General features: G+C 59.3%; 16 protein-coding genes. 3 read left to right on the top strand and 13 right to left on the bottom strand.

The genetic code is table 11. The annotated features are described in order from the left end of the window. Positions 1-33: 33 nt before the first annotated feature. The 4 genes from QKE19_RS03555 to QKE19_RS03540 form a co-directional block, all read right to left on the bottom strand. The gene (locus QKE19_RS03555; protein ID WP_187404482.1) at positions 34-1,290 is read right to left on the bottom strand and encodes a glycerophosphodiester phosphodiesterase family protein; all 1,257 of its coding nucleotides are present in this window, start codon (positions 1,288-1,290) and stop codon (positions 34-36) included. A gap of 193 nt (positions 1,291-1,483) precedes the next feature. After that, on the bottom strand, positions 1,484-2,122 hold the full coding sequence (locus QKE19_RS03550; RefSeq protein ID WP_070642262.1) for an LppP/LprE family lipoprotein: 639 nt from the start codon (positions 2,120-2,122) through the stop codon (positions 1,484-1,486). Between the two features lie 162 nt (positions 2,123-2,284). Beyond that, positions 2,285-2,857, bottom strand: coding sequence for an LppP/LprE family lipoprotein (locus QKE19_RS03545; RefSeq protein ID WP_347890379.1), 573 nt, complete (start codon positions 2,855-2,857; stop codon positions 2,285-2,287). 271 nt (positions 2,858-3,128) lie between these two features. Further along, positions 3,129-4,418 (bottom strand): adenylosuccinate synthase, encoded by a 1,290-nt coding sequence (locus QKE19_RS03540; RefSeq protein ID WP_016421542.1) that lies wholly within the window; start codon positions 4,416-4,418, stop codon positions 3,129-3,131. Positions 4,419-4,469: 51 nt separating this feature from the next. On the opposite strand from QKE19_RS03540, the gene QKE19_RS03535 reads away from it, so the two are divergent. Both QKE19_RS03535 and QKE19_RS03530 read left to right on the top strand, forming a co-directional pair. Then, the gene (locus QKE19_RS03535) at positions 4,470-5,414 is read left to right on the top strand and encodes a hypothetical protein (protein ID WP_224786664.1); all 945 of its coding nucleotides are present in this window, start codon (positions 4,470-4,472) and stop codon (positions 5,412-5,414) included. A gap of 133 nt (positions 5,415-5,547) precedes the next feature. Continuing rightward, positions 5,548-6,240, top strand: a complete 693-nt coding sequence (locus tag QKE19_RS03530) for a DUF1707 domain-containing protein (protein WP_049193771.1) — start codon at positions 5,548-5,550, stop codon at positions 6,238-6,240. Between the two features lie 101 nt (positions 6,241-6,341). Here the strand turns inward: QKE19_RS03530 and QKE19_RS03525 are convergent, their stop codons facing one another. The 8 genes from QKE19_RS03525 to QKE19_RS03490 form a co-directional block, all read right to left on the bottom strand. Then, on the bottom strand, positions 6,342-7,745 hold the full coding sequence (locus QKE19_RS03525) for an FUSC family protein (RefSeq protein ID WP_005510217.1): 1,404 nt from the start codon (positions 7,743-7,745) through the stop codon (positions 6,342-6,344). Between the two features lie 97 nt (positions 7,746-7,842). After that, positions 7,843-8,253: a DUF3151 domain-containing protein gene (locus QKE19_RS03520; RefSeq protein WP_016421545.1), complete on the bottom strand. Its 411-nt coding sequence runs from the start codon at positions 8,251-8,253 to the stop codon at positions 7,843-7,845. Between the two features lie 132 nt (positions 8,254-8,385). Beyond that, positions 8,386-9,603 carry a glycoside hydrolase family 76 protein gene (locus QKE19_RS03515; RefSeq protein WP_005510131.1) on the bottom strand — a complete coding sequence of 406 codons (1,218 nt, stop codon included), beginning with the start codon at positions 9,601-9,603 and terminating at the stop codon, positions 8,386-8,388. 70 nt (positions 9,604-9,673) lie between these two features. After that, complete coding sequence (locus tag QKE19_RS03510) at positions 9,674-10,345, bottom strand: RNA methyltransferase (RefSeq protein ID WP_038626765.1); 672 nt, start codon at positions 10,343-10,345, stop codon at positions 9,674-9,676. Then, positions 10,332-11,177, bottom strand: a complete 846-nt coding sequence (locus QKE19_RS03505) for a lysoplasmalogenase (RefSeq protein WP_070628460.1) — start codon at positions 11,175-11,177, stop codon at positions 10,332-10,334. The genes QKE19_RS03510 and QKE19_RS03505 overlap by 14 nt, the downstream gene beginning before the upstream one ends. A gap of 109 nt (positions 11,178-11,286) precedes the next feature. Further along, positions 11,287-11,847 (bottom strand): orotate phosphoribosyltransferase, encoded by a 561-nt coding sequence (pyrE, locus tag QKE19_RS03500; protein WP_070628459.1) that lies wholly within the window; start codon positions 11,845-11,847, stop codon positions 11,287-11,289. A 51-nt stretch (positions 11,848-11,898) separates the two neighbouring features. Beyond that, on the bottom strand, positions 11,899-13,929 hold the full coding sequence (locus QKE19_RS03495) for a hypothetical protein (RefSeq protein WP_347890377.1): 2,031 nt from the start codon (positions 13,927-13,929) through the stop codon (positions 11,899-11,901). 206 nt (positions 13,930-14,135) lie between these two features. Continuing rightward, entirely contained in the window at positions 14,136-14,966 is an 831-nt protein-coding gene (locus QKE19_RS03490; RefSeq protein ID WP_049193768.1) for a sulfurtransferase, read from the bottom strand. Between the two features lie 179 nt (positions 14,967-15,145). Between QKE19_RS03490 and QKE19_RS03485 the strand changes: the two genes are divergently transcribed. Then, complete coding sequence (locus QKE19_RS03485; RefSeq protein WP_239272088.1) at positions 15,146-15,391, top strand: hypothetical protein; 246 nt, start codon at positions 15,146-15,148, stop codon at positions 15,389-15,391. Between the two features lie 27 nt (positions 15,392-15,418). Here QKE19_RS03485 and QKE19_RS03480 read toward each other — a convergent pair whose 3' ends face one another. After that, positions 15,419-16,957 carry an HNH endonuclease signature motif containing protein gene (locus tag QKE19_RS03480; protein WP_284847039.1) on the bottom strand — a complete coding sequence of 513 codons (1,539 nt, stop codon included), beginning with the start codon at positions 16,955-16,957 and terminating at the stop codon, positions 15,419-15,421. Positions 16,958-17,087: the final 130 nt, after the last annotated feature.

The following is a 17,087-nucleotide window of genomic DNA, read 5'->3' as shown; positions in this document are numbered from 1 at the left end:
CAGACGAGTTTTCGCTGGTGCTAGCCGGGTTTACTAGTTCGTCGACATCGCTGCATCACCCACCGGAGCGGGCTCTGGCAGCGGCATATTCAGCTCGGCCAAGACCTCGCGCAGTCGCGTCGGGTAGTCGGTGATGATGCCATCGACACCAGCGGCAATCTGCTCGCGCATGGTCTCCTTTTCGTTCACCGTCCACGGCACCACCTTCATGCCGGCCTCGTGTGCGCGGGAAATCAGCTCCGGCGTGGCGACCGGGTGGTAGTCAGAATCCGACGGTGTCTTGCCGTAAGGAATGCTGTGCGTCGGTGAGAGCACCTGCACGCCGAGCTGCTTGGCGGCCTCGATGATGTCGCCATCGACCTCGTCGTAATTGACATCGCCGATCCAAGGAGAATCCTTCTTCCAGGTGGTTTCGTCCCACAGCATGACCAGCGGAATCTCCGGGTTCCGTTCCGCGACCAGCGGCAACGAGCGCCAATCGAAGGATTGAATCATCACACGATCAGCCACACCCGCGCGGTCAATCTCGTCGAGAATCACATCGACGAACTCCTGCGGTTCTGCCGAGTCAGCGCGCTTTTCGCCCTCGATCTTGGTCTCAATGTTGAAGTGGATGTCCTGGTTGTCCTTAGTCAGCTCGAACAGCTCCGGCAGGGTCATCATCCTATTGCCCTTGATTGGCTCCGCATCCGGGAAGTCCTCGAGCTTCTTGTCGCAGACCAGGGTTTGTACCTGCTCATAGGTGAGATCATGTACGAGCTTGCCGACGTACGGGTACTGCGGATCCCCCTCCGTCACTGGCTCGGTGTCCGAGCACTTGTCGTCTTGGATTTCCGGATCGTGCCAGACCATAGGCACGCCATCCTTCGTCAGGACGATGTCCAGCTCCAACGTCGTAACGCCCAGCTCCAACGAGTTGATCATCGCCTGCTTGGACTCCTCCGTCCACTCACCGCGACCACCACGGTGTGACTGCAGATCAAAACCCTCCGGCAGCTTAGCCATCGCAGCCGGCCGCACATTCGCGGCCGCATTCAGCTTAGCGACCTGCTGCTTTTCAAAGGTCTTCTCTTCGCTCGACGTAGTGCTGACCGCGCTTGCACTGCTTGACGACGACGCCGCGTCGTTGTCTGCATCATTGCTGCAGGCTGCAATAGGAGAAATAGCAAACGCGCCCATAGCGATGGCCGCGATTGCGCGGCGCGTGCCGTGGACGCGTGAATTCTGAGGCTGCTCGCTCTGCTTGGTCCGTTCGTCAAACATGGAGTCAGATGAGTTGCGAGAAGACATGGCCGGTGATTTTTCCTCTTTGGGCGTAGTATTAGCGACTTCATAGCGACGGCATAGTACCGACAACACAGTGTCGACAAACTACCGTCGGAGGTTTACGGAACACAGAAATCTGGGTGAAAACTGTGTGGTGCGCCACTACTTTAAAACGGCCTGACAGCACTCGCATCTGGAGAGAGTGCGGGGTGAGCGTTTAATTCCCCTCTGCCTTTGGAATCTCGCCTTCTTGAGCAACCTCTGCCCCATCCCAGGAGTACGTAACGGGAGCGTTGTACTGGTCTTTAAAGGCGAAGGCACCGCCGTCTTCGATCATTTTATTGACATCGAAGAAATTGACGGTCACAGTTTTGCCATCACCCTCGACCGAGTTGATTGTCTGCGGACCACCGGCGGTCCCCACGTACTCGCCCTTATGAAACAGCAGCACTGCACCAGCGGTAGTTGAATGCGTAATTTCATTCTGTACTGCTGAGGCAAAGGTCAACTCGCTGGTGGTATCCCAGTTCGTATCGTCCGTGACTGTCCAACCGCTGCCATTGCCACCTTCCATTGAGTTCAGGTCGGCAACCGCTTCTTCGAAAGCCTCTTCCTGAGTTGGCGCAGAAGAACCCCCATCGGAGTCGTTGTCATCGACATCCGGATTGGGGGTATCTGCACTTTCACTGTCATCCTCGACAGTGGTGGTCGTAGTGATGGTCGTCGTTTCTTGATCTACCTGAGAAGCAGAGGTCGGTGCTGCGGTCTCATCAGTGGAGCAACCGGACAAAGCCACTACACCTGCGACCGCCGCGCTAACCAGCATCGACCCGCGACGAACTGAATGACCACTCATGGCTGGAACCTCTTCTGTTCTCTCAAGTTTTCTCAAGCACTGCGCTACGACGGAGCATTACTTTCTCATGTCCGACTCTGAATTGAGTTTACTTGGGAAAACTCAAGAGACCCCGGGAGTGTCCAAGAATTTTCGAAAGCTCTCGAAAATTCTCGGGAGTCCTTAGGAAGCAGGCTTCGCGCCGCCGGGAATCTTGCCCTCGTGGACGACGTGATCTCCGTTCCAGAAGAAGTGAACATTAGAGGTGAACTTGGCCGCATCAGCGTTCGGCGCACCTGCGGCCTCCTGGGCCTCCCAGTCGTGGTAGATGACCGAGATGTTCTTACCATCAGGGGTCGGCGTCACCTTGTTGATGTGCTGAGGCCGGTCAGAGTCCGTACCAATGAACTCACCCTTGTGGAACATCAACAGCACAGTGGAGGACTGAGCGTTGCCCTGCTTGGCCTGATCTGCGAGAGCAAAGCTCAAATCGCTACACGGGCTGAAGTTGGAGGTGCCAGTGTACTTCCACCCATCATGGTTGTTCGGACGCTCCCTGTTGACCTTATCCAGGGCCTCCTGGATTTCAGGTGCTGCCGGGTTCGGGGTACAGCTATCTGCCTTCGCCGGAGCCGGTGCCGGTTCCGCCTGAGCCGCAGGAGCTGCAACTGCTCCACCTACTGCGGAGAAAACCATCGCGCCGGAAAGTACGGCGGAACTTGCCAGTCGTTGTACTCGGTGTCCTGTGTTTTGCATGAAAACCACACGCCTTCTGTCGTTTGGACTTCTGTCGTTGGACCACGCGGTGAGGCCTACGATACAAAAATGACTCTGGGATGTCAGTATCAACTGACAATTCCCAGAGCCTTCTCGTGGTTAGCAAATGTTCTTTTTTACAGCAGCCAGCGGTTTCGACACCGAAGATTTTTTATCTAACAGTTCGATAAAGCCGGGTCGAAATCCGGACTATTTTCCGGCTAGTTCGCCACTGCCCCCAGGCTAAGTACCCAGCGCTAGTTGCCCAGCGCTAGTTGTCCAGCACATCGTGGACAACGATGGTCTGGTCACGACCCGGGCCAACACCGATGTAGGAAATGCGAGCGCCAGAGAGCTCCTCCAGGCGGTTCAGGTAATCCTTGGCCTTGTCCGGCAGCTCATCGAAGGTGCGGCAGCCAGTGATGTCTTCGTCCCACGCAGGCATGGTCTCGTAAATCGGGACAGCGTGGTGAAACTCCGACTGGGTGAGTGGCATTTCGTCGTGACGCACGCCATCAACGTCGTAAGCGACACAAATCGGAATCTCGCCGATACCGGTCAGGACGTCCAGCTTGGTGATGAACAGATCCGTGAAACCGTTGACGCGCGCGGCGTAGCGAGCCAGCACCGAGTCGTACCAACCACAGCGGCGCTTACGGCCGGTGTTGACTCCGACCTCACCGCCGGTGGTCTGCAGGTACTCGCCCCACTTGTCGAACAGCTCCGTCGGGAACGGGCCAGCACCGACGCGGGTGGTGTAGGCCTTCATGATGCCCAGCACCGAAGTGATCTTCGTCGGGCCGATGCCGGTGCCCACGCAGGCACCACCAGCGGTTGGGTTCGAGGAGGTCACGAACGGGTAGGTGCCGTGGTCGACGTCGAGCATGGTGGCCTGGCCGCCCTCCATGAGGACGTGCTTGCCGGCATCCAAAGCCTGATTGAGCTCAAACTCCGAGTCGATAATCATCGGGCGCAGACGATCGGCGAAGCCCATGAAGTAATCAAAGACTTCATCCGGGTCGATAGCGCGGCGGTTGTACAGCTTGACCAGAATCTGGTTCTTCTGAGCCAGCGAAGACTCAATCTTCTGGCGCAGAATCGACTCATCCAGAATGTCCTGGACACGCAAGCCCGTACGGCCGACCTTGTCGGCATACGTCGGGCCGATACCGCGGCCAGTGGTGCCGATAGCGCGCTTACCCAGGAAGCGCTCGGTCACGCGGTCCAGCGTCTGGTGGTACGGAGCAACCATGTGGGCATTGCCGGAAACGCGCAGGCGGGAGGCCTTTGCACCGCGAGCTTCGAGGCCATCAATCTCGTCGAAAAGCGCCTCGAGGTTGACCACACAGCCGTTACCGATAATCGGCACCGCGTTTTCCGACAGCACACCCGCCGGAAGCAGCTTCAGCTCATACTTCTCACCGCCGACGACAACGGTGTGGCCGGCGTTGTTGCCACCGTTGGGCTTGACGACGTAGTCGACGCGGCCACCGAGAATATCGGTTGCTTTGCCCTTGCCCTCGTCGCCCCACTGGGCACCGACGATAATGATTGCGGCCATAGTCCTACTTCAACTCCTGGGATTGCAGACGACGCATTAGAGTGTAGTCCTATGCGTATTGTTGTGCTGCAGTGTGGCCCCGATGTACCCGCGTTTTCCCAATTGCTCCGCCAATCATGGTCTACATCAGCACCGTCCACACCATCAGCACCAGCTACTCCGGCACCACCCGCCTATGCGCTTCACGACGTCGCGATGATCCCCACCCGCAAGGAGCTGGCTTTCATCGACGACCTGGCCAAGGACGTACTGCCTGTCGATACAGCTCCGACGCCGGAGGAAATCTCCAAGCAGAAAAAGGTCGACCACTTAGGCGCTCCTCAACCCGCTCCGCAAAAGCCGAGCGAGCCGTTACGAATTGTGGTCGTTGGCACCGACGCGGCATTGGCTGCCGTGGCAACCTACCTGATGCGCAAGAACCTCCTGTGGATTGAAGTGGCACATGTCCCCACCGCGCCCTCGACCGCGGCCAAAAACTGGGGCATCGAAGGAGGGGAAGGGCTCGATGCGGCGGCCGCGCTCACACGCCCGACGACGCCAGTGCCGCTGATCCGCGATGACACCGGCCACGCAATTGTTGGTTACGCCCTACTGACAGAGCCGGGAATTACCGGAGTGTCCTCAGCAAACGGGTTTACTGGCGAGGTCTATGTCGACGAGCATCAGATGTTCTCCGGCACATCCACCGGCCTACAGATTCGACCTACCCCCGATGCCCCGGGCATCGTTGCGGCCGAAGTTCCGGCGCCGGATGCGGAAAACGGTAACGAGGGTGAGAGCGGCAAAGGCCTGCTGAGCCGACTCGGATTGGGGCGCGGTGACCGTCGTAAAGCGAAAGAAGCCCCGACCCGCGAACTACACCGTCCGATGACGGGTCGGGCGGTTCAAGTTGGTGGCCTGGGCTTCCGATATGTGCGCGATGGAGTCGAGTCTCGAAAGCCGCGAGAGAAGACAACTATGTACCGACACCTTCGCGACTTGCAGATTGTGCGCTAACTGCGGCGGGCAATAGCCACGGTCTGCCCATGAGAAAGTGGCTTGCGCGAAAGCGGCCTGCGCGAAAGTTCGAGTACAGATAACATTTGGGTGTTAAAGCCACTGCCCGCCACTGCCTCGATAGGACAGCATCATGACTGACAACACCCCACGGCTACGCGCTGGCGACCAAGCCCGCCACACTGCGCTGGAACGCTTGGAATGGGCATTCCGCGATGGCCAGATTGACTTTGCGGAATTGCAGGAGCGCACCGAGAAAGCCCAAAAGGCGACGTACATCGATGAGTTGCCCGCATTGACACAGGACTTGTCGCTGCCCGCGAACCTGGCCGAGCCGACTCCACATGCGCACCCAAACCCTAACCTGCGCCCGAACCTACACAGCGTCCCGGACGAGCACCATTCGGTGGCACCGAATGCAGCCAACAATCATCAACCAGCTCGGATTGATAGCTCCGCCGCGGCAACTGGTTCGAAGCTCTCCATCGGCATCTTCGGCGGCACCGACAAGAGAGGCCCGTGGACGTGCGCTCCCACGCACACCACGGTGGCGGCCTTCGGCGGGACTGGCTTGGATTTCCGCGAGGCCATCCTGACCGCGGAAACCACTGTCGTCAACATTGGCTGCGCCTTCGGTGGAGTCGACGTCATTGTCCCCGACCACTACCAGGTTGATGTCGACGTGCTGCCCATCTTCGGCGGCACGGATGTTACTGGAAACCCGGGACGTAACCTTCCTGCTCCTGGCGCAGGACAGGCTCCGAAGATTATTGTGCGCGGCTTTGTCGCTTTCGGCGGCGTCGAGGTCAAGCGCGTACCGCACTAGAGCATGCTGCAATAGCACGTGGGCAGTAGCATGTGCGCCGGAGCACGTGGGCAGTAACCGACGGGCGCCTAGCGAGCCGCTACTCACCCACTCCTCACCGGCTACTCGTCCCATACCTCCGGCGGCATTGCTGGGAACGGGGTCGTCGGCGGCAGCGTTGCCACAGCTGAACGCCTGGACAGGCCACACACCTGCAACAGGTCCACCACCAATGAGCGGGACTGCGCAAACACAACCTGTTCCGACAGCGTTGCGTCCTCGATCACGCGTGGGTGCATTTTCGCCGCTAAACGACGCAAGTACCGAACCACGTCTTCAAGCTTGACCTCTCCGGATCCCTCGGAAAGCTGAGCGATAGCGATGTCGCCGGATTCGAAAGGCAACTCGCCCCACTCTGGGATTCGGCGCACGGCGGCTTCGTCGTCAAGCACATGACTGACCAGGCGCGTACCTTCAGACACGCCTAGAACAAGTGCGCACAGTTCGGACGAGAAGTCGATGTGATCCTCACGTGCGGTGATAGCGCGACGCGCGAGCACACGGATGTTGCGCATGGCGTTGTCGACGGGATGTACCATGCGCGACAGCGAGTGGATTCTATCCCGAGAGCGCCAGAGCAACGGCGAGATACGGACCTGCTCGCCCGCGTCGGCGACAGTGCGGTCCATCAGCGAGACTTGCGCCTGCATGGAGCGCACCACGCTCAGTGCGGTGCGGATGCGATCGGTGTCGCCCTCTTTCATGCCGATGCCGATGTCATAAAGTACATCTGCACCCATGTCGAGGACCTTGGCCACCTTGCGGCGAGCACCCGCCAGCGGGCTTCGCGGCAATATCATGAGCACAATAATGCCCACCACACCACCGACGAGAGCATCAATCATTCGGTAATAAGAACCAGCGGTGCCCGGCGGAATAATGGTGGCGATGAGCACGGCTGAAGATGCCGCTTGGTTGACCACAAGCGGTCCTCGACCGACAAACACACCGATGACCATGGCGACAAACACACCGACGGTCAGCTGCCAGATACCCGAGCCGAGGATGGAGATAATCACATCACCAATGCCGACTCCCAACGAGGCACCGAGCACCAACTCCACAGAGTGCTTTAAGCGAGGACCTGCGGTCATCACGTTGAGGCTGATGAAAGCGGCCATCGGCGCGAAGAACGGGTTGGGGTGCCCCAGTACCTCAAGTGCGAACCAGTAGGCCAACCCAGCGGCTAACGTGGCTTGGACAATGAGCATCCAACGGGAGCGCACACGGTCAATCGCATGGAGGAAACGCGTGCGGGGCCTCACTTTCTGACGCAGCTTGTTTGCTGCGCGGGAGGCCGGATGTAGGTACGTATTGCGAAAATCTTGGAAATCCGGGCGCGGATTATCCTCGACGAATTGCGTTTCCTTAGCTTCGACGAGGTCGTCGACATGCGCGGGAGCAAGGTCCTCTAGATTCCTGGCAGCTGCGGCATCCTTATCTTCCCCACCAGCTATGCCAGCCATGCCGAAGTCACCATCCTCATGTAAAAAACTGTGCGCTTTTTATGTACCCGTTGTGCTGTTGTGCACTCTTATGTGCCCGCTGAATCTCTGTGCGCGATTAAAGACCCAGTTCTGGCAACGCGGATTCATCACTGTCACGCAACAACGCCATCATGCGATCGAATTCATCATCCTCGCCGATAGCCTTAGCAGCCTTAGCCAACGCTGCGAAGGCGCGGAGCACACCACGATTCGGCTCGTGCTCCCACGGAATGGCTCCGAACCCCTTCCAGCCGTTTCCACGCAGCAGGTCCAGACCGCGGTGGTAACCAGTGCGAGCGAAGGCATAGGCCTGAATCTCCTGGCCCTCGGACAAGGCGCTTTCAGCCAAATCCGCCCAAGCCTGGGAATCGCGCGGGCATGCGCGAACCACGGCCTCCGGGCTTGCGCCACCGTTGCGGGCAGCAACGGCCTCGTCAAGAACGGGGAGCTTCACGGGAGCAGGAGCCATCATGTCATTGAGTTTCATGCGTCCTATTGTGCCAGGCATCACGTGGCGATGGCAGGGGCTCAGTAGGTGACTCCCTGTTGGCAACGGCGGGCACAGCGCGGTGGTACAACGTCGGCAAGCGCCAGATGACGACCAACTAGCGTTCCCCGACTACTCCGGGCAGCTCGGCTTCGTCGAATCCAACGACTCACCATTTTCCAGCTTGGTCGCAACAAAATCGGCCACTCGGGCACACGCTTCCATCAGCATCCAACCCGACAGTTGGACAGAGAGGTCACGCTCCTTGATCGCCGAACCGCGAACCGCGCCACCGACTGATTGCGCAACCGAACCGCCCTGTGGGAACTGAGCATTATCGTTCCAATCTGCGGGGAAAAGCGGCAGGCCATCAACCTCGAGGCGGTGGTACCAGCACTTCTCCCCCGAAGCCAGAACCAGTCGGCGAGCAATGCGAGCTGCCGCGCGATTCATGCGATTGTCTCCAGGCAAACGCACCGCCGCATCGGCGAGGTATCGCACCAGGATGCCGTTGAACAGACCACCATCGCCGCCACCGGCACCGGCGATAACATTGTCGGTGGTCGCCAAATCCTTTGCCACCGCGTGGATGAGGTTTTGCACGCGCGTGAAATACTTCGTCGCCTGTTCCCGCTGGCCGTGCGCCCGAAGCGCAAGTCCCACTTCGAGGCAAGCGCCAATCATGACACCCTGGTTGTACGTAAACATGCCCTTCTGCACCACGGCACCTGCCATGGACAAGCGAATGCCGTCGTAGAGCAGACCTGAGTCCGCCAAAAGGTTGGCGTAAACCCAGTCGATAAGTTCCTCTGCCTCCTTGATGCGACCAGCCCGGGCCAGAGCGATGGCTGCAGGACCGTTCGAGGGGACGTTGAAAAAGAGGTCCTGCTCACGCCACGGCAGCACACCCGTGGACTCCTGCCGACCATCGCCCAAGCATGAAATCAGCCGTGCTGTCGTCTTCTTGGGCACCGATGCGCCGAGGACAGCGTCGGCACGCCCGAGCGCCAGTGCCATCCACGCGCGATCGTCGTAGTACTTGTTCTTGGTCAGCAGCGTGAGGTTGCGAATGCGGATACCCCGAGTGGTCTGGCGGATAGCGCGGTACTTCTCCTTAGAAGGCACGCGCTTGGCTGCGTCTACCAGGCAGTCGAGATACTGCGCCTGCCACCAGTAATGCCAGTTGATGAAGACCTTATGTCGAAGCGGCGCGGGCCAGGAAGCCATTGCCAAATTCGTGCCCGGAAGACCCCACAGCTTCGCCGCATGACGGTTGCGAATCGCCTGCTCAGCCACGTCCGCGCGATAGGCCCACGTTTCGGCCTCCGGACGCGACATTTTTAGAACCACTGGCTCTCCTTAAAACGGCTGTGAAACAGCTCTAAAACAGCCTTTCGAAATAAAACACCTAAGCAGACAATTACCAGGCCGCGGTGATATCTGCATGAGTACGAATCCAAGAGTGCATGGCAATACCCGCCGCTACCCCCGCATTTATCGAACGCGTCGATCCAAATTGGGCGATCGACACCGTCAGATCCGCCGCCTGCTGTGCCTCTTCAGTCACTCCCGGCCCCTCCTGGCCGAAGAGCAAAAGACAACGCTCGGGCAACTCAACGGTTTCGATGGGTACGGAGCCCGGCACGTTGTCCACGGCCACCACAGCCAGGTCATGCTCGCGCGCCCAGCTAATGACCTCCGACACCGTCTCATGGTGCAGCAAGTGCTGGTAGCGGTCAGTCACCATCGCGCCGCGACGATTCCAACGCTTGCGCCCCACGATGTGCACGGCCTCTACCAGGAAGGCATTTGCGGTGCGTACCACGGTGCCGATGTTGGAGTCATTCTCAAAATTCTCGATGGCGATGTGCAACGGATGACGACGCTTATCCAGCTCCGCGACGATAGCCTCCATCGTCCAGTAGCGGTAAGCATCGACGACGTTGCGTCGGTCGCCCTCATCCAAAAGCTGCTCATCGTATTCTGGGCCGGTCGGCCGAGGTTCGTTCGGGTGCTCCTGCTCCCACGGTCCCACCCCGACACGAGCCTCAAACCACTCCGTCGGCCCCTTCCCGGGCTCAGGCGCGGTCAAGAGCCAACAGCCCCTCGACCAGGAACAACTGCGCCACGGTGTAGGTGTCCATCACTGCCGCATTCAGAAGCTTGCCGACGACGCCCTCCTCCGCAAACATCTTTCGAGCCATCAGTAGCGTGTCGGAGATAAGGAACAGGTTGCCACCGTGACCTAGGCCGTAGGTGGCATCGGCAATCGGCAGGCCGGTCTGCTCATCAGTTCCGACAGCACCGGCCCCCTCCAGCAGTACCGGGTCATCGGCCAGTGCAGAAGTCACGGCCAGCAGCGGACCGTAGCCAACTGCAGCGGGCAGCGCCTCTGGCTTTACAGCACCGACCAGCGGTACCGAACCAGCCCACAGTGGGAAGCGAATGGCAGCACGCAGCGCGCTAATGCGAGCTCCGGCACGCCACAGCAGCACGTGGTAGGCAACCTGGTTAACTGCGAACGGCACAGAACCGCGGTTCAGGTTCGGCTTGTTCGGCATGAGAATCAAGTCGCCCAACCAACCGCCGGCGAGGCCGATGAGCAGGGTGGTCGTCGTAAAGCGAGACGTCTCGTGGCGACGGCGCCAAACATTGGCCGCCAACAGTGGCATGAGGACAGTCTTGGAAACTCGACGTGGAGTCTCCCAGCCGAAGGCGCTGGAGACAACGTTGACCGCACTGGCGGCAATGTAGCCGGCGCGTTCCGGGGCACGGCGGGTGTCGGAGCTCGCGCTGGCGATACCGACGAGTGCGCCGAGGCCCTCGCCCGTGCGACGCACAAACATGTCAGCGACGGTTTCCTTGGTGCCGGGAAGTTTGGTCGTAGTGAGCTTGGACAAGAGTCCTGCACGCTTGGTAGTCATGGGGATGTTCCTCTTTCGTGGGACTGCGTTGGGGCGGGTGAGCTGGGTGAGGCTCGGCGAGGCTCAGTGAGTTGAGTGAGGCTCGGTAAAAGCTCTAGCGCTCAGATTCTTAGGCCAGGCCCAAGTCATCCAAACCGAGCAGATAACGGTACTCCAGGCCTTCACCCTTGATGACCTCGTCGGCGCCCGTCGCGCGGTCAACCACAGTGGCTACACCGACAACCTCGGCACCGGCCTCGCGTAGGGCAGCTACGGCGGTCAGCGGTGAGTTGCCCGTCGTGGTGGTGTCCTCAACAACCAGGACCTTCTTGCCCACAATGTCCGGCCCTTCAATGCGGCGCTGCATGCCGTGCTTCTTGGCTTCCTTGCGTACTACGAAGGCATCAATCGGACGTCCTTCGGCGTGCATGACAGAGGTGGCCACCGGGTCCGCGCCAAGCGTCAGACCACCGACGTGCGCGTAGTCCCAGTCGGAAGTGAGCTCTCGTAGCAGGGAACCAATCAGGCGCGAGGCCTCATGATGTAGGGTGGCGCGGCGCAGGTCAACGTAGTAGTCAGCCTCACGTCCAGACGACAGCGTGACCTTGCCATGGACAACCGCCAGCTCCTTGACCAGCTCGGCCAAACGCTGCAGCTTCTCCTGATTGACATTGCTCGTGTGGGTGCTCATCTGAGGTTGTCTCCTAAATAAACGACTGTGTGCTCAAGGATATGTCTGGTTCTACTCGTCCGCGGAATCAGGGGTTGCGCCTTTGTCCTCGGATACAGATTCGGTGGGGTCGTCGCTGCTGTCGAGGTCTGGGGCGGCGTCGGTAAAAATACTGGCGGGCTTCACATTTGATCGCACTACACGTCCCCGGCTCGAGCGCATCCGGCTATGTTCGGGATCCTCGCCAAGCGCAGGAATCTGCTGGCCAGAATCCCCAATGTCCTCCGACTCACCAACATTTGCACCCATCTTTCGTGCCGTTGACCGCGAAGGCAGCGCCGTCGGATCAAGCGGTATATCCCGCGTAGGGCGCCACGACGAGCCGTCAATCGCCTGCACCACCGTGGGTTGTGCATTGCTTTGCGACGACCACTGCGAATCATCCGTGGTTGCATCCACGGTGGCAGCGGACGAGGACGAAGGAGAATCTGCGTAAACAATTTCCTCAACGTCCAGCGGCTCTTCGCCCTTGCTATTCTGCGCGCTGTGACTCTGGGCATGCCCGTTCTGTGAGCTGTGATCCTGCGATTCGTGGTTAGCAGAACCGTTGCGACGCTGATCTGGTACCGCGTGCAAGTGCCCACGCCCGGTTCCATCCGAAATCAAGGAACCAGAGTCAACGGACTGCTCGGTGAGCTGCAAACGAGTGGGATCCCACTGATTAGTGTCCGGAGCGACGGTTTCGCCTTCCGCCGGTGGCAACCTGCGCGCAATGTCGGAGAAGTCCGACAGCGATGCCAGTGCACCGTCCCAGTCCTCTGGCACTGAATTATCAATCAGCTGAGCCAAGGACCAGGAGTTTTCGGACCACATGCGGGTAATGGCCGGGTGTACGTCGGCAAGCATGCGGGTTGCACGGTCGTCGAAGATGCGATGAATGAGCTCTGGGTCGGTAGCTGCGACTACCAGGCCGGCTTCGGTAGCTACGTGAGGCAGCGTCGTGCCGCCGCTGCGGCGCAACTCGAAAACCTCATCGCTGGATACAGAGCGGCGGATGGCGATGGTGGTGATGCCGCCGACATCGGCGAGGTGCATTTCCCGGCCAAAGGCGAAACCGGAGACCACGGCCTTGGCATCGCCGTCCGGCGTGCGCTGCCAGTACGACGGCAGCTCATGGTCCACACGGTTATAGACAGAATTACGTTCCTGCGCCCAGGCTTTCCGCAAGTGACGCACACGGCGACCGCTGATACGTCGACGGATAGGGGCCACTGATTGCTGCTGAGCGCGCTGCGGTTGCGCGGGCTGGGTGGACACAGTGGGCGGGGTGGCCTGGGTGGCCTGGGTGCGCGCCGCACGATCGGATGATTGCGGCACTTCGTCAGTCTCGGCATTTTCGCCGGGCACAGCCTCGAATTCTGCACCGTCAACAGTTCCAGTGCGAGTGTCAGCGGCGGTGGTACTGTTGGCCTCTGTGGCACTGGTGTCGCCCACTAAACCTGTCTCGGGCTCATCCACGGTATCAGTATCTTCAGCAGTCACTGACTCGGCTGGCTCCGCGCCAGCCCCTGTGCCAAACTCCGCGCCAGACTCCGCGTTACTTCGGAGAGTCCCGTCCGTTCCCGCATTCAGGTCAGCTGCTGGTCCCGATGTTTCGGAAGCTCCCGTGTTTTCTGTTGCTTCGGACATTTCAGCAGGGGCCGCCGGTTCGATTCCCGCGACAGATTCAGGCTCCGCCGGCATCATTTGCCCAGCTGAAGTACCCAGTTCTGTCGTCGAAAACTCAGTTTCAGGGTCAACTTCAGCGGCACCATCAGTCTCAGCGACAACCTCAGAGTCAGCGCCAGCTGCGACATTCGGTCTCACCACAGAAGCTGTCTCAGAGCTGCCCTGCTCTGAAGAATCCGGCTGTTCAGGCACAACATCTTCTGCCGCCACACCGGTTACTTCGCCGGTGGAGTCCGAAGGCTCGTCGTAAAGCGATGGCGACGAAGGAGACGCCACAGCAGTCTCACTTGTGCTGCGACGGCGGCGGTCGACAACGAACAGCGCGACTGCGGCGATGATGAGGATCGCTGCGAGGGTGAATACTAGGGGAATCATTAATCTCCTAGCTTAAGCCAGAAGCCGTTCTATTTGGTCAGCGACAATATGCCGTCCCCCGTCTGGCGCAATGCCAATGCCCGAGGCGAGAGCGTACAGGACTCTCTAGAACCGTAAGGGCGAGGGGAAATATCCACATGGACGACACATCAGGGGTTCCCTGGGGGCGGTCGCCCTGCCCCGGACACATGCGAGTCCGGCGCCGCTTAGAAACGGACGATAGGCAGGCTCGGATTGCCAGCCCACTGGGACCAGCCTCCGACATACAGCGAGGCGTCAGTAATGCCCGCTTCTTCCATGGCCTGAATGAACAGTGAGGAATGAAGACCGGAACCGGAGTAGACCGCTACGTTACGACCGGCTTCGATACCGACGGAGGCAAAGCGCTCACGGAGCTTCTCAACAGGCAGGAAGGAACCGTCGGCATTTTGCAGACTGCGAGCCGCCAGGTTCACGGCACCCGGGATGTGACCTGCCTGCAGATCGACGCGCTCACTGCGGCCTTCAAAGCGGCTGGACTCACGCGCATCCACCAAAATTCCACGTTCAGACCAGGTGCGTACGTCGTCGAGGCTGGCAACAGGCATATTGCCCTCGCTCACCGCAATCGTTCCAGGCTGCGGCAGATTGCCGGGACCGAAGGCAGTCTCGTTTCCATCTGCTTCCCAAGCAGCTAACCCGCCGGTGAGGACACGCACATTCTCCAGACCCGCCCAGCGCAGAATCCACCAAGCACGTGACGCGAACAGCCCATCGCCCGCGTCGTAGACGATCACCAGATGCTCCGAGCGGACTCCCCAACGACGGACGGCATCGCGCACACGCTCGATATCCGGCAGCGGGTTGCGACCAGCTTCTCGGCTGGGAACACCCGCTAGATCCAACTCGGGATCACAAAACACGGCCAGAGGGATGTGAGCCGTAGCGTAGGAGTCATATGGTTTTTTAGCGCGCGACCAGCGTGCGTCAACGACGACGATGCGACCGCCGCCGGCAATCTTGTCACGAAGCTCTTGTACCGAGATGGATGTTGTCATAATCCCGGATTCTAAATCGATTGACTTGGTAGCGCGATATGTACGTTATTAAAACTAGGAGCTCGGGAAGATGTCTGAAGATGCTGCCCACCTGGCCGTTTTCATCTCAAACGCAGGCCATGGAATCGGCCGTGCCACCGCAGAAAAACTGCTTTCCCGCGGTTAAACCGTCGGAGTTGTTGACGTCTCTGCTCGAAAATGCCAGCACTGACGGCACCAAGCGCATGGGTATTCGCATCACACCAGCTGATGTCGCCAACGCAATCGTCGGCTGCATCGACCAGAAACAGGGCACGATTACTAAGGCTGACTTCCCTGTCAGCCTGCCGACAAAACTGCTGCACTATGCCGCCAGCGTCGGCGCCCCTTTCCTCGACCGCTTCATTAACGCAAAGCTGACTACGAAGCGGAAAATCGGCCTCTAAGCCAGGGCGCCTCACCCTCCCATCCGGCTATCCACCGGGATCCTGTCCCGTCTCGCCATTGCCATCCGCTGTGTCTCCCGCTCGTGTCTCTCGCGCTTTACGACGCAACCAGCGCCCCGGGCTATCGAACGTATCGGGGTCCTCATTGGATTCCGCTTTTCGGTTTCCTTCCTTGCCTTTCGGGGCCACCCAGACCACACGATCAGTAGAGACCGGCTCGCACTCCCCACTAACCCCGTCCCCTTCGTCAGTTCCTAGAATCCCCGGCACCTCATCCGGCCGAAGCGTCCACCAAGCATTTTCATCACATCGAGCATCATCGATCTTTCGATGCGTACCCGGATCAACCAACGTGAGATTATCCAGATCAGTGCCACCACCGGAAGACCACGACTGCACATGGTGAACATCACACATAGCTCCCGGAGTGCCCATGCCCGGCGCGGAGGAACCTCCTTCCTCTCCAAGAAGGGCCAGATACTGTGGCAAAGTCCCCAGCCTGCGGGACCGACCAAAGTACAAGGTCTGCCCCTCATTCCCCAAGACTTGGAGGAACGAATTTCTATCAACCATCTGTTGCACGGCCTGACTAATGGAAAATCGCACTCCCGCATCAGAGACCGCTTTGCCCGATCCAGGAAGTACAAAATCTTTCCCATCAGGCAAGGAGACTCCAGCTAGCGCTGCCACATCTGCGATATGCGCGACGGTGACCACCGATGTCGTCCCCCGCGCCGGCTGAAGGTCACCGCCTGGCTGAAAGCCCCCATTCACCGCCGCTTCCACGGCATCATGAAAACGCTGCTCCGGATTCCGCTGGTCATCGGCACCTTCTTCGAGTAACCCGCCAGGGCGCGCATGATCCGCCTGCAGCCTTTTGAGCACCGCTGCAAACGAAGGCGTAACCACACCGCTCAACCGGCTCATGCCGTCCGGCCCCTGAGCACCGATTTTTAGGCTTCGTTTCCGAGCGCGGTCCTCATCCGTATACGGGTCATCAACCCCCAACATCGCCCGCAGGCGGTTCGGCAATTTATTGAGATCATCAACACGGATCTTGTCCACTAAATCTGCAATGTGCTTGTCCAGCAGCCTAGACAGCTGTGCATGCTCCGTTGCCGGCAGCTCACGAACGGCTTTGTCAATCTTCGAAACAGCATCCGCACCGACAACACCTTCCTCAACTTTCTGACGAAGGTTCGGCATTCGCACATCCTCATTCGCCGGAGCAAACGGATCAACATTCCTACTCAGGCGCCCGACGACGTTGATACGCTGCCTCGCTTCTACTCGCGAGATTCGCATCTCCTGCGCTAGCCACGCAATCTTTCGATGCTCCGCGCTGGGCATCCGCCCCTTCATGGTCTCCACATAAGTCGCATCAATTACTGCGAGTCGTTTTCGCGCTTTCTCAATCGACTTATATGCATCGTGCGCATGATCCGGCGAAAGTACTTCGAAGTTCTCCACGATGACTGTCGACAGAGCTTCAAACTGCGCAACCACATCTAAAACCTGAGATGTCGAAAGCGGTCCACTGCCGTTTGGCGCCGATGGTGTAGACATTTCTCCCACCCCCTTTTAAAACGCTAGCAATCCGAATCCCCAAATGGACTAACTAATTTCCCTCCCCCACAATATTGCACACCCATTCGACGCCCCACAACCCCCTCAGTCAACTTTTTCGAACTTTTTT

It is taken from the genome of Corynebacterium sp. c8Ua_99 (genome assembly GCF_039907185.1).
Taxonomy (GTDB): Bacteria; Actinomycetota; Actinomycetes; order Mycobacteriales; family Mycobacteriaceae; genus Corynebacterium; species Corynebacterium jeikeium_D.
Note: the sequence above shows the minus strand (reverse complement) of the source record. Positions and strands in the feature narration are given on the sequence as shown.

What these genes read in the sequence shown, in the direction of transcription:
- QKE19_RS03555 (WP_187404482.1), bottom strand. Translation starts at nt 1,290, where the DNA reads ATGTCTTCTCGCAACTCATCTGACTCCATGTTTGACGAACGGACCAAG.
- QKE19_RS03550 (WP_070642262.1), bottom strand. Translation starts at nt 2,122, where the DNA reads ATGAGTGGTCATTCAGTTCGTCGCGGGTCGATGCTGGTTAGCGCGGCG.
- QKE19_RS03545 (WP_347890379.1), bottom strand. Translation starts at nt 2,857, where the DNA reads ATGCAAAACACAGGACACCGAGTACAACGACTGGCAAGTTCCGCCGTA.
- QKE19_RS03540 (WP_016421542.1), bottom strand. Translation starts at nt 4,418, where the DNA reads ATGGCCGCAATCATTATCGTCGGTGCCCAGTGGGGCGACGAGGGCAAG.
- QKE19_RS03535 (WP_224786664.1), top strand. Translation starts at nt 4,470, where the DNA reads ATGCGTATTGTTGTGCTGCAGTGTGGCCCCGATGTACCCGCGTTTTCC.
- QKE19_RS03530 (WP_049193771.1), top strand. Translation starts at nt 5,548, where the DNA reads ATGACTGACAACACCCCACGGCTACGCGCTGGCGACCAAGCCCGCCAC.
- QKE19_RS03525 (WP_005510217.1), bottom strand. Translation starts at nt 7,745, where the DNA reads ATGGCTGGCATAGCTGGTGGGGAAGATAAGGATGCCGCAGCTGCCAGG.
- QKE19_RS03520 (WP_016421545.1), bottom strand. Translation starts at nt 8,253, where the DNA reads ATGAAACTCAATGACATGATGGCTCCTGCTCCCGTGAAGCTCCCCGTT.
- QKE19_RS03505 (WP_070628460.1), bottom strand. Translation starts at nt 11,177, where the DNA reads ATGACTACCAAGCGTGCAGGACTCTTGTCCAAGCTCACTACGACCAAA.
- pyrE (WP_070628459.1), bottom strand. Translation starts at nt 11,847, where the DNA reads ATGAGCACCCACACGAGCAATGTCAATCAGGAGAAGCTGCAGCGTTTG.
- QKE19_RS03495 (WP_347890377.1), bottom strand. Translation starts at nt 13,929, where the DNA reads ATGATTCCCCTAGTATTCACCCTCGCAGCGATCCTCATCATCGCCGCA.
- QKE19_RS03490 (WP_049193768.1), bottom strand. Translation starts at nt 14,966, where the DNA reads ATGACAACATCCATCTCGGTACAAGAGCTTCGTGACAAGATTGCCGGC.
- QKE19_RS03480 (WP_284847039.1), bottom strand. Translation starts at nt 16,957, where the DNA reads ATGTCTACACCATCGGCGCCAAACGGCAGTGGACCGCTTTCGACATCT.